This window comes from Stenotrophomonas sp. SMYL20 (assembly GCF_036320045.1).
GTDB classification, from domain to species: domain Bacteria; phylum Pseudomonadota; class Gammaproteobacteria; order Xanthomonadales; family Xanthomonadaceae; genus Stenotrophomonas; species Stenotrophomonas maltophilia_A.
Window position 1 is genome coordinate 26,499 of sequence record NZ_JAWIRT010000001.1, and the last position, 11,393, is coordinate 37,891.

The 11,393-nt window shown below is 67.0% G+C and carries 9 protein-coding genes; 3 read left to right on the forward strand and 6 right to left on the reverse strand.

Annotation, left to right across the window (positions count from 1 at the left end):
- Positions 1-112: 112 nt before the first annotated feature.
- Positions 113-949 (reverse strand): siderophore-interacting protein, encoded by an 837-nt coding sequence (locus tag V3B48_RS00115; protein ID WP_329892897.1) that lies wholly within the window; start codon positions 947-949, stop codon positions 113-115.
- Between the two features lie 170 nt (positions 950-1,119).
- Between V3B48_RS00115 and V3B48_RS00120 the strand changes: the two genes are divergently transcribed.
- Positions 1,120-1,728: a TetR/AcrR family transcriptional regulator gene (locus V3B48_RS00120; protein ID WP_329892898.1), complete on the forward strand. Its 609-nt coding sequence runs from the start codon at positions 1,120-1,122 to the stop codon at positions 1,726-1,728.
- Positions 1,729-2,287: 559 nt separating this feature from the next.
- Here V3B48_RS00120 and V3B48_RS00125 read toward each other — a convergent pair.
- From V3B48_RS00125 to V3B48_RS00140, 4 genes are all read right to left on the reverse strand, one after another.
- Complete coding sequence (locus tag V3B48_RS00125; protein ID WP_285303698.1) at positions 2,288-3,214, reverse strand: ABC transporter six-transmembrane domain-containing protein; 927 nt, start codon at positions 3,212-3,214, stop codon at positions 2,288-2,290.
- Between the two features lie 156 nt (positions 3,215-3,370).
- Positions 3,371-4,447 (reverse strand): ATP-binding protein, encoded by a 1,077-nt coding sequence (locus tag V3B48_RS00130; RefSeq protein WP_121503630.1) that lies wholly within the window; start codon positions 4,445-4,447, stop codon positions 3,371-3,373.
- Positions 4,448-4,450: 3 nt separating this feature from the next.
- On the reverse strand, positions 4,451-5,167 hold the full coding sequence (locus V3B48_RS00135; RefSeq protein WP_164162198.1) for a response regulator: 717 nt from the start codon (positions 5,165-5,167) through the stop codon (positions 4,451-4,453).
- A 53-nt stretch (positions 5,168-5,220) separates the two neighbouring features.
- Complete coding sequence (locus V3B48_RS00140) at positions 5,221-5,787, reverse strand: hypothetical protein (protein ID WP_240792067.1); 567 nt, start codon at positions 5,785-5,787, stop codon at positions 5,221-5,223.
- Between the two features lie 236 nt (positions 5,788-6,023).
- Here V3B48_RS00140 and V3B48_RS00145 point away from each other — a divergent pair, with 236 nt between their 5' ends.
- Together V3B48_RS00145 and V3B48_RS00150 are read left to right on the forward strand one after the other, a co-directional pair.
- Positions 6,024-7,205: an efflux RND transporter periplasmic adaptor subunit gene (locus tag V3B48_RS00145; RefSeq protein WP_329892899.1), complete on the forward strand. Its 1,182-nt coding sequence runs from the start codon at positions 6,024-6,026 to the stop codon at positions 7,203-7,205.
- 2 nt (positions 7,206-7,207) lie between these two features.
- Positions 7,208-9,151, forward strand: a complete 1,944-nt coding sequence (locus tag V3B48_RS00150) for a MacB family efflux pump subunit (RefSeq protein WP_329892900.1) — start codon at positions 7,208-7,210, stop codon at positions 9,149-9,151.
- A 77-nt stretch (positions 9,152-9,228) separates the two neighbouring features.
- Here V3B48_RS00150 and V3B48_RS00155 read toward each other — a convergent pair whose 3' ends face one another.
- Positions 9,229-10,938: a PAS domain S-box protein gene (locus V3B48_RS00155; RefSeq protein ID WP_329892901.1), complete on the reverse strand. Its 1,710-nt coding sequence runs from the start codon at positions 10,936-10,938 to the stop codon at positions 9,229-9,231.
- Between the last annotated feature and the right edge of the window lie 455 nt (positions 10,939-11,393).

An 11,393-nucleotide genomic window follows, 5' to 3' on the forward strand; every position in this document is an offset into this window, starting at 1 on the left:
AATGGCTGGCAGAGGGCACGGCACTGCCGGTGTGGCAGTGCTGCACGCGAGGTGCGTGGGCGATCTGTGGCTGGGTGGAACGAAGCGCGGGGCGCGGATACTGCTGGGTGGATCAGATATCGTCGGCGAGGTCGTCGAGGTCCTGCAGGCCACCGCCGCGTGCCAGCACGCGCTCGTAGTTGCGGCGGCGACGCTGGTCGGTCTCGGTGGTGGTCTCGCCACGTTTCCAGTAGCCGGCCGCGGCAACGTCGCTGCGTGGCAGGCCGACCGTTTCGATGAAGTGGCGGCGCAGGGCACGCATTTCCTCGCGCTCGCCAGCCGCCCAGACCGTGCTGCCGGGTTCCGGCCGCAGTTGGCGCGCCTGCTGCAGCAACGGCGCGTCACCGGTGGCGAGGCGGTGCACGCGGATACCTTCAATGGCGGGCAGTTCGTCTACCGGGAATGCATCATCCGAGGCGATCCAGGCCTCTGCGCGCAGGTCGGCCGGCCACTGCTGCAGCAATGCAAACAGGGCAGGGATGGCGCTTGGGTCGGCGAACAGGAGGGCGCAGGTGCCCTCGCGCTGCGGTACCTGCAGATGGGGGCGCGGTCCGGTCAGATCGAAGGCATCACCGGGGCGCAGCGCACGTACCCAGGCCAGCATCGGCCCCGGCGCCTCGTGCAGCACTACGTCCAGGGTGAACTGGCGGGTGTTGGGATCGAGGCTGCGCACGGTGTAGATCCGTGACACATCGCCGAACGTGGCGCCGAGCTGGATGCGCACGGCGGTGTTGGCACGCTGCCAGGGCGCGAGTTCTGCATGTTCCGGCAGCTGGACCACGAGGCGCAGCAGGCTGGCGCACGGCTGTGCAACCGCGACCACCTGGACCTGCAGCGCCTGCAGGCCGCGATCATGGTCGGCGCCGCGCAGCGGCCCGGCCGGGGTGATTGAAGTGGGGGACGCGGACATCGACAACGATCCTGGACACTGCAAATGCGAATTAGTTACATCATAGTAAACTAAATTGATCGTGCCGCAACCGGGGGCTGTCCACGGACCGCAGCGACGCGTTGACCGCGGCGTCGCTGCGGACCACCATGACAGCCCTTGCCCGCGCACCGCGCAGGAACCGTTACCGCATGGCTGCACCGAAAAAGACCGCTGCCCGTGGGCGGCCGCCCAGCATCACCCGCGAGCGCATCGCCGACGCCGGCATTGTCATGACGCTGCCGGGGCTGAGCTTCGTGGGCGTGGCGGCGGCGCTGGGGGTCAGCCACATCGCGCTGTACAAGCATGTGGCGAATCTGGCGGCACTGCGCGAGCTGGTGGCCGAGGCGATCTTCGAGCGTTGGCAGGCACCGGCACTGGATGCCGCTGGCCGGCGCAGCATCGAGGAGGATCTGCGTGCGTTCCAACGTTCACTGCGGACGCTGGTGGACGGGAATCCGGGCCTGGCGCCGTTCCTGGTCAGCCACGGCGCGAAGACACCGGAGATGCTGGCGCGCATCCAGCGCCACCATGCCGAATTCAGCCGCGTGCATGATCTGCCGCTCGAGCAGGCGGCGTGGCTGCTGTCGACCGTGGCTTATCACGCCGTGGCGTTGGCCGACACCGTGTATTCGCGGCATGCGGTGGTAGATACCACGCGACGCCCGTTGGATCGGAGGGCGCAGGAGGCCGAGTTCGACCGCAGCATGGAAGCGTTGATCATCGGTGCATTGGCGATGTGCGGGCGCACGGCAACGTAGTCGCCAACCTTGGTTGGCGCCGCGATACATCGTTGCCCACCAAGGTGGGCGTCTACCGGTCAAGCGGCGTCCTTGCGCTCAGCATCCTCCATGCCGGGGCTGACGCGGCGGCCGATGTCCTTCAGCGAGGTAATTGCCAATCCTGGTTGGCACCGTTGCCCCGGTAGTCGCCAACCTTGGTTGGCGCCGCGATGTATCGGTGCCCACCAAGGTGGGCATCTACCGGTCAAGCGGCATCCTTGTGCTCCGCATCTTCCATGCCCGGGCTGACGCGGCGGCCGATGTCCTTCCGCGAGGTAACCGCCAATCCTTGTTGGCACTGTTGCCTTGGTAGTCGCCAACCTTGGTTGGCGCCGCGATACATCGTTGCCCACCAAGGTGGGCATCTACCGGTCACGCGGCATCCTTGTGCTCCGCATCCTCCATGCCGGGGCTGACGCGGCGGCCGATGTCCTTCAGCGAGGTAATTGCCAATCCTGGTTGGCACCGTTGCCCGGTAGTCGCCAACCTTGGTTGGCGCCGCGATACGTCGTTGCCCACCAAGGTGGGCGTCTACCGGTCAAGCGGCGTCCTTGCGCTCCGCATCTTCCATGCCCGGGCTGACTCGCCGGCCGATGTCCTTCAACCGCGCCAGCTGATCCACCATCGACGGTGCATCGTCCAGGCTGCCGACGAACGTCCACAGATAGGTCATCACCGCGTACACATGACCCGGCGTCACACCGTCGGTGGTGGCGAGACGGCCGATCGTCAGCGCGAACAGCACCGCTGCCGCCGCGCCAACTACCACAAAGGCACCCGCTTCGCGATCGGAGAGCAGGATGCGCAGCCGCGACAGCGTGGTGTAGTGACGACGCAGCACCGAGGGACTGACCCGGTCGACCAGGCGGATTTCATGTTCCAGCCGGTTGTTCAGGCGCCCATGCAGCTGCTCGTTGCGGCGTGCGAACGACGGCATCAACAACACTGCGCCGAGCAAGGCGATCAGGCTCGCGGCACCCACCAGCGGTTCGATCACCAGCAGCATCACCGCCGCACCAAACATTGATACCAGCGCGGTGGCGATGATCGGTACGTGCTTTTCGAAGAAGTCGACGAACTCACGGGCCAGCACAACGCGTGCGGCCGAGGTGGAGGTGGCGTGGCCCAGCCTGCGCTGCGCCTGCACCACGTTCACCGCCAGGTCGGCATAGATGCGGGTGAAGGTACGGGTATCGACCGCACGGCGGGCAGCACCGACCAGCCAGAACAGCAGTACCACGCCGGCGTAGGAGATGGCGTGGCCGATGTTGCCGCGGATGATCGCATCCACCGCGAAGCCGGCAAACAGCGGATACGCCAGCAGCAGCGCATTTTCCAGCGCCACCAGCGAAAAGGTGCCGGTGAGCTGCCACGGATAGGTTCGCAGGATGGCCTTGAGAGTGGCGGCCGCGTTCTGCTGGCCGATGCTGCCGGCGGCGGCCGCCGGATCGTGTGGGGGTTTCATGGGGATGCCTGGGTGGGAAGGGGGTAGAGTCGACTGTTAGTCGACTGCTCTTTGCGAACTGTTGGAAGAACCCGCGCTTGCGCGCGCAAGTCGACTAACAGTCGACTCTACCCAGGCAGTTCCGGCATTTCGGGCTTTCCAGGGCAGCGATGGCCCTCAACGACGCGCATGCACCGGCCAGCGGATTTCGAAGGCACTGCCACCACGTTCGGTGGCCCGGCATAGCGCTGTTCCGTGATGGGCCACGGCAATCGCACGCACCACGGCCAGGCCAAGCCCGGAGCCACCACTCTGCCGCGAGCGGGAAACATCCGTGCGCTGGAAGGCTTCGAAGATGCTGTCGCGAAGGTCGTCCGGCACGCCGGGGCCGCCATCTTCCACCGTGACGGTGCAATGGCCTTCGGCCAGCGTCACGTACACCCGCAGCGGGCAGGGAATGGCATGGCGACGCGCGTTCTCCAGCAGTGCCAGTACTGCCTGGCGGATGCGTGCAGGATCGCAGTCGGCCAGCGAAGGTCGTGCGTCCAATGTCACCGAGAAACCACTCTCGGTCAGTGCCTCGGACATCGCTTCAACCACCGCGGCCACCTGCACACTGACATCGCTGCGCTGCAGGCGCAGATCCAGGTGGCCACTCTCGGCCAGGCTGACCACGCGCAGGTCCTCGATGATGCGGGTCAGGCCTTCCAGCTGGGTGAGCATGCTGTTGAACTGCTCAGGCCCCGGCTCGAACACGCCTTCGGCGATGCCCTGCAGGCGGCCGCGCAGGATGGTCATCGGCGTGCGCAGTTCATGCGCGATCGCCGCGTTCCAGAACACCCGGTTCTCGGACATCCGGCTCAGCCGTTCTGCCATGGAGTTGAAATCGCTGACCAGCGTGGCCGCTTCGGCCATCGTGGTATCACCACCGCGTGCACGTGCTTCCAGATCGCCACTGGCGACCCGGCGCAGGCTTTCGGCCACCGAGTTCAACGGCGTGATGATGCGCCGGGTCAGGCGCGAGGCGACCAGCGTGGCGAAGATGACGACCACGGTGGCGGTCAATCCGATCCACAGCCATTCCAGCCCGGACGGCATGATCGTTTCCGGCTCGTCGTACCAGCGCGGATAGAACACCTCCATGAGGTAATAGAACAGGTAGAAGCCGCTGATCGACAGCACCGTCGAGCACAGCGAGGCCACCGTGATGGACAGCGTGATCTGGCGGCCGATGCTCTTGCCTTTGGGGTTCATCATTCAGTCCAGGAAGCGGTAGCCGACGCCGCGGATGGTGGCGGGAATGCCGATCACACCGACATCCTCCAGCTTGCGCCGCAGTTTGCTGACATGGCTGTCGACGGTGCGTTCCTGCGCGTCGCCCTCGGGCAGGCAGGCATGCAGGAGATCGGCGCGCGCATGCACCTGCCGTGGCGCACGCGCCATGTGCACCAGCAGCCGGAACTCGGTGAGGGTGAAGTTCAGTTCGTGCACCTGCTCGCCATGGCGCACGGTCACCTCGTGGCTGCGCAGGTCGATCTCGAAGGGCCCTTGGCGGATCAGTCCGTTGGGCGCTTCGACCAGGGGCCGGGAACTCCGGCGCAGCACGGCCTGGATGCGGGCGACGATCTCGGCCGGATTGAACGGCTTGGCCACGTAGTCGTCGGCGCCCACGCGCAGGCCGGTCAGCTTGTCCACGTCCTGGTCGAGGGCAGTGAGCATGATGACCGGGGTGTTGCCGATCCGTCGCAGTTCGCTCAGCACCTGCCAGCCATCCAGTTTTGGCATCTGCACATCCAGCAGCACCAGGTCCGGACGCAGTTGGCGGTGGCTGGCGAGTGCCGCCTCACCGTCGGCGGCGCGGGCGCTGCGCAGGCCGGAACGGGCCAGGTAGGCACTGAGGATGTCGGCGATTTCGCCCTCATCTTCGGCAATCAGCACCAAGGGTGCCTGTCGGGTACGGAGATCGTGTTTCATTGCGTGCTGCGGGTTCGGGGCAAGGGTGGGCAAGGGCGGGATCTGGGGCAGGGTCATCGTCGGCACTGCATGTCCTGCGCCTCTTCGTTGGCAGCCCAGGCCAGGGTGGCCAGCACCAGCGTGCGCCGCAGACTCGGTTCCACTGCACCTGCGCCGCGCAGCTGCTGCAGCATCAGGGTGGACACCGCCGCCGGCAGCTTGCTCCAGCGCGATGCCATGGGAGTGGTATCTACTCGGGCCTGCAGCCGCAAGGCCATGCCCAGGATGGCGCGCAGGCGCAGTGCCAGCAGGGCGACGACCACGAGAGTGGCTAGGGCGAGCAGCAGATGCAGGGTGGCGTCGGCGACCGGGTGCGTTGCCGCCCAGACCGCCAGACCAATCAGCGCCAGCGACGCGAGTGCGCCGGAACGGCCAGTGCCACCGGGCCCATCGCTGCGGAACCCCACCAGGGCGGCCGCCCCGAAGCCCGCCAGCAGCGGGGGTAACGGATCCGGCGCGGCCAGCATCCAGCTGGTGGTCGATGCCAACACGACGGCGATCAACCACGGCGAAGGCGCACACCACGCCAGGTAGGCACGGCGCACATCGATGGGTGGCAGGTCTGGATGGGAAAGGGACACGGCAGGCGGGCAGTCGGCGAGGCCGACGAGGCTAGCGACCGTTGATGGAGACTCGGTCGAGATTGTGTCGAGATTGCGTGGACGCAGGCCGCAGCATTCAGGCGCGGGGCTGGTGCCTGAACGGCTGCCGCGCCTCCATGCAATCTCCACAGTGGCTCCAAACAACGTCCATCCGCGGCTTCCAGACTGCGGTTTCGGCGGTCGCACTGGGCGACTGCACGCAGCCGGGCGTTTCGATGAGCAACCGCAGGACCTGGATCATTGCCGCTACGGTGGCCACATTGGCCGCCGGCGCTGGATGGTGGGCGTTTGCCGGCGGCGATGATGCCGCGCTGATCACCGCACCGGCAAGGGTGGCGGATCTGGAGAAGACCGTACAGGCGGTCGGCCGGGTCCATCCCAAGGAGCTGGTGGCGGTGGGTGCGCAGGTGTCCGGCCAGGTCAAGCGCCTGCATGTGGTGCTGGGCCAGCGCGTACAGGCCGGTGACCTGATCGCCGAGGTCGATTCGCAGCCGCAGCGTATCGCGCTGCGCAGTGCCGAGGCGGCCACCAACACGCTGCGCGCCCAGCATGCCGCCAGCCAGGCCCGCTATGCGCAGGCCAGCCGTGCTTACCAGCGGCAGTCGCAGCTGGTGGCGTCGCGCCTGGTGTCACAGGAAGGTTTCGAAGCCGCACGCGTGGCGCGCGATGCGGCACGCTCAGAGGTGGCCGCGCTGCAGGCGCAGATCGAGCAGGCCGTGACCCAGGTCGAAACCGCACGGATCAACCTGGGCTATACCCGCATTGTTTCGCCCAGCGACGGTTACATCGTGGCCATCGTCACCAAGGCCGGGCAGACGTTGAACTCGATGCAGACCACGCCGACCATCGTGATGCTGGCGCAGATGGATACGATGACCGTGCGCGCCGAGATCGCCGAGGCCGACGTCGAGCTGGTGGCACCGGGGCAACCGTTGTGGTTCTCGACACTGGGGCCAAGCGGCCGCCGCTATGAATCCCACCTGCAGCAGCTGGAACCGGCGCCGTCCTCGATTGCCGACGTCGCCACCGGCAATGCGGGTGGCTCTGCGCAGACGCCGAAGGCGGTGTACTACGCCGGCCTGTTCGACGTGGCCAATCCCGGCCTGAAGCTGAAGCCCTCGATGACGGTGAAGGTGACCCTGCAGCTGGCGCGGGTTGCCAACGCGCTGCAGGTGCCATTGACGGCGCTGACCGATTCGGATGGCAAGGACGGCAGCCGTGGAACCGTGCGCGTGCTCGACACCAAGGGCCGCGCCCAGGAACGTGCGGTGACGACCGGCCTGCGCACCGCCACCGCCGTGCAGATCCTGTCCGGCCTGCGCGAGGGTGAGAACGTGGTGGTCGGCCAGGCGCCCAGCGGCGGCGAATCCGAACCGACCAGCCTGTTGGGGATGTGAGCATGGCCGACGCACTGCTGGAACTGCATGGCGTATCGCGCGCCTATCGCTCCGCCGCCGGCGAGGTGGTGGTGCTGAAGGACGTTTCGCTGCGCATCGATGCCGGCGAGTTCATCGCCATCATCGGCCCCTCGGGCTCGGGCAAGTCCACGCTGATGAACATCCTTGGCTGCCTGGACCGGCCGACCGACGGCAGCTATCGGGTGAACGGCGAGGCCACCGAGCAGATGGCGCCGGACATGCTGGCACGCCTGCGCCGCGAGCATTTCGGCTTCATCTTCCAGCGCTACAACCTGATGGAGAATCTGAGTGCCACCGAGAACGTGGCGCTGCCGGCAGTCTATGCCGGCGTGGAGGCGGACGTGCGCACTGCCCGTGCACGCACGCTGCTGGAAACGCTGGGGCTGGGCGAACGCATGGCGAACCGGCCGAGCCAGCTGTCCGGCGGCCAGCAGCAGCGCGTGTCCATTGCCCGTTCGCTGATGAACGGCGGCGCGATCGTGCTGGCCGATGAACCCACCGGCGCGCTCGATCACGCCAGTGGCCAGCAGGTGATGGCCGAGCTGAAGCGCCTGCATGCACAGGGCCACACGGTGATCCTGGTGACACACGATGCGGCGATTGCCGCCAACGCGGCGCGGGTGATCGAGATCGCCGACGGCCGGGTGGTGACCGACCGCGGCGAGCGGGGATCGCGTGCTGTGGCTGAAACACCCGGGACAGAACGCGGCGTGTCGCCGGTCACCGAGCGCCGCGCACGCATGGATGCGGTTCGCGAAGCCGCGCGGATGGCCGTGCGCTCGATGCTGGCCCATCGCCTGCGCACGCTGCTGACCATGCTTGGGATCATCATCGGCGTAGCGGCCGTGGTGACCGTGGTTGCGCTGGGCAAGGGTGCACAGGCGCAGGTTGAATCACAGATCAACGAACTGGGCGCCAGTACGCTGGAGATCTTCCCGGGCTCGGATTTCGGTGACCCGCGCTCGGCGGAGATCGAGACGCTGGTGGTGGGCGATGCGGACCATCTTGCGGCGTTGAGTTACGTGGACAGCGTAAGCCCGAACCTGAGCGGATCGGTGGCAGCGCTGCAGGGCAACTGGCGTGCCAACACCCAGGTGCTGGGCGTAGGCGCCGACATGCCGCGCGTGCGTGGGCTGCGGCTGAAGGCCGGCCGCTTCTTCACCGACGCCGAAGTGGATGCGCATCGCGCAGTGGGTGTGGTCGACCAGAAGGCCGCCAAAGCGCTGTTCAGCGGCAACCCGATTGGCAGCACGGTGCTGCTGGGCGGCATGCCGGTGGAGGTGATCGGTGTGGTCGGGGCCAATGCGTTCGCTGGCGGTGCAACCCCGACGGTCTACGTGCCGTATACCTCGGCGGCCTCGCGGCTGCTGGGCAGCGAGCGCCTGGAGAGCATCACGGTGCGTGTGCGCGACGACGTGCCCACCAACGCCGCCGAGGCCTCGCTGGGGGCCGAGCTGGAGCGGTTGCATGGCCGTCGTGACTTCTTCATCTACAACGCCGACCAGATCCGCAAGGCGGTGATGAAGTCCAGCCAGACCATGGCAGCGTTGGTTTCGGCCATCGCAGCAGTGGCGCTGGTGGTCGGCGGGGTGGGGGTGATGAACATCATGCTGGTCTCGGTGAAGGAGCGCGTGCGCGAGATCGGCGTGCGGCTGGCGGTGGGCGCGCGGCAGGGCGACATCCTGCGCCAGTTCCTGATCGAGGCCGTGCTGATCTGCCTGTTCGGTGGCGTGCTGGGGGTGCTGTTCGCGTTCGGCGTGGGTGCGCTGTCCAGCCTGCTGTCGCTGGGTGTGCCGTTCCTGTTCACGGCGGGCCCGGTGCTTGCCGCGCTGGCATGCTCGTCTGCGATCGGGCTTGGCTTCGGCTACTTCCCGGCGCGCAGCGCGGCACAACTGGATCCGATCCAGGCGCTGGCAGCGGAGTAGGCGCAGGCCCGGTGCGGGCATTTGTGGAGCCGAAGGCAACGGCAGGAGCCGTTGCCTTTGGCTCCACAGGAGCAGCCTCAGGATGAGGGGCGCGGATGCGTGCGCACGCGTGCACGCTCGCGATACAGACGGCTGTCGGCGCGCTGCAGGGTGTCGGCCACCGTCTCGCCGGGTGCATGATGGGTCGCGCCCAGCGAGAAGGGCGTGGGTGACTGCCCGGCATGCTGCGCATACCACTGCTCCAGCGCGGCCAGCCGTCCCGGTTCCGGTGCAGTCAGCACCACCATGAACTCGTCGCCACCCATACGCACTACGCTTTCCATTGACCCCAGTGGAGCGCGCAGGAAGGCGGCGAACTCGACCAGCACCGTGTCACCCCGTGCATGGCCCTGGGTGTCGTTGATCTGCTTGAAATGATCCAGATCGAACATCAGGCAGGCCCAAGGCTGGTCGATCAGTTCGTCCAGGCGGGGCAGGAAGCGGCGGTTGTAGCTCTGGGTGAGGGGATCCTTGAAGGACATCTCGCGCAACTGCTGTTCCTGCATCCGCAGTGCGGTGACGTCCTGCGCATGGCCGAGCACGTAGGGTGGGGTGGCCTCGTTGTCGAGCACGTTGTGATACGCCCAGAAATGCCGGGTACCATCGGCGGCGATCAGCTCGATGACGCCGGCATCGGTGTGGTTGACTGCGATGCGTTCCAGATACGCCTTGAACGCGGCCCGCTTCTCCGGCGGCATCAGGTCGCACAAGCTGCGCCCGATCATGTAGCTCTCATCGAAGCCCAGTGACTGCACGGCCGCTGGGTTCACCGAGGTCAGCACGCCCTCCAGCGTGTGGGTGCAGATCAGGCCAAGGCTGTAGTGGAACAGCCGCCGGTAGCGGGTTTCGCTGGCTTCCAGTGCATCCAGCGCGGCGCGCTCCTCGGTGATGTCCTGTATGGCCCCGACCAGCCGCGGCCGGCCATCGACCTGCTGCCGGCCTCCAACCACGCGGGTCCAGATGGCTCGTCCGTCGGCGGTGGTCATCGGCAGCTGCACCTCCCACGACGTGCCTTCATCGATGCAACGCTGCACCGCCGTGCGGATGATTTTTCGGCTGTCCTCGCGATAGAACGAGAGCGCAGTTTCGAGCGTCGGTTCGAAGTTGCTGCGCACGCCGTGGATCTGCTTGGTTTCGCGGGTCCAGCGGACCTCGTTGCTGACCAGGTCCATTTCCCAGCCACCCACCCGGGCCGCGCGGTTCGTGCGCTCCAGGAAGTCCTCGCTGCGCTTCAGCTCACGATGCAGGGCCTTGGCCTGGCCGACCTGGGCCATCAGCGTGCTGCGCTGCTCCAGCACCTGGGTGGTGACCCGGGCCAGATGCACCATCAATTCGCGCTGCGAGGGAGACAGAACGCCCGGCATCGGGTCGAGCAGGCACAGCGTTCCTATGCGCGCGCCATGCGCCGAGCCCAGCGAGATGCCCGCGTAGTGACGGATGCGCGGGCCGCCGGTCACCAGGGGATTGGTGGAGAAGCGAGGGTCCTGGCGCGCGTCCGGAATCTCGAACAGCGTGTCCTGCTGTATGGCATGGGTGCAGAATGAAATCTCGCGCGCGGTTTCGCTGACACCTTCCAGCCCGATGTTGGCCTTGAACCACTGGCGCTCGTCGGCAACAACTGAAATCAGAGCCATGGTCATGCCGGTTGCGGCACGCGCGGCGGCGACGATCGCATCGAAAACAGGCTCTGGTGGCGTGTCGAGCAGGTGCAGGCGGTCGAGTTCAAGCAGTCGTTCGGCTTCGTCCATGGTGCTTTTCAGGGCAGGGTGGCGAGGGCGGCTTCGGCGGCTGTCGGGCACTACGCTAGTGCGTACCACGTTATGTATCGCCAGCGTCGGGTGATGCCGGTGTGACGCGTTGGCATCAGCGTTTCGGTGGGCCGCACGTGGGTCGAGCCAAAACGTGACGGCGGTCGCGGACATACAGCGCGTGTCGAACGACGGGGTAACGACGGGGTAGTGCCGGCCGCTGGCCGGCAACCTCATGACATCCGGATCATTGCAGATGCCGGCCAGCGGCCGGCATTACCGGTCGATTGGCCGGCAGGCGACGCAACGCGCAACGCACGCATCACGGGGCGTTCCGCCAGCAGCCGCAATGGCGGGCCGCATAGGCTGGGTAGTGCCGGCCGCTGGCCGGCAACTTCGTGACGCCGGGGTACGGCAGATGCCGGGCCGCGGCGCGGACACACCCAAGACACGAC

Bases quoted from the DNA above. Each gene is read 5' to 3' on its own strand.
- V3B48_RS00150 (WP_329892900.1), top strand. From the start codon at position 7,208: ATGGCCGACGCACTGCTGGAACTGCATGGCGTATCGCGCGCCTATCGC.
- V3B48_RS00125 (WP_285303698.1), bottom strand. From the start codon at position 3,214: ATGAAACCCCCACACGATCCGGCGGCCGCCGCCGGCAGCATCGGCCAG.
- V3B48_RS00115 (WP_329892897.1), bottom strand. From the start codon at position 949: ATGTCCGCGTCCCCCACTTCAATCACCCCGGCCGGGCCGCTGCGCGGC.
- V3B48_RS00135 (WP_164162198.1), bottom strand. From the start codon at position 5,167: ATGAAACACGATCTCCGTACCCGACAGGCACCCTTGGTGCTGATTGCC.
- V3B48_RS00155 (WP_329892901.1), bottom strand. From the start codon at position 10,938: ATGGACGAAGCCGAACGACTGCTTGAACTCGACCGCCTGCACCTGCTC.
- V3B48_RS00120 (WP_329892898.1), top strand. From the start codon at position 1,120: ATGGCTGCACCGAAAAAGACCGCTGCCCGTGGGCGGCCGCCCAGCATC.
- V3B48_RS00145 (WP_329892899.1), top strand. From the start codon at position 6,024: ATGAGCAACCGCAGGACCTGGATCATTGCCGCTACGGTGGCCACATTG.
- V3B48_RS00130 (WP_121503630.1), bottom strand. From the start codon at position 4,447: ATGAACCCCAAAGGCAAGAGCATCGGCCGCCAGATCACGCTGTCCATC.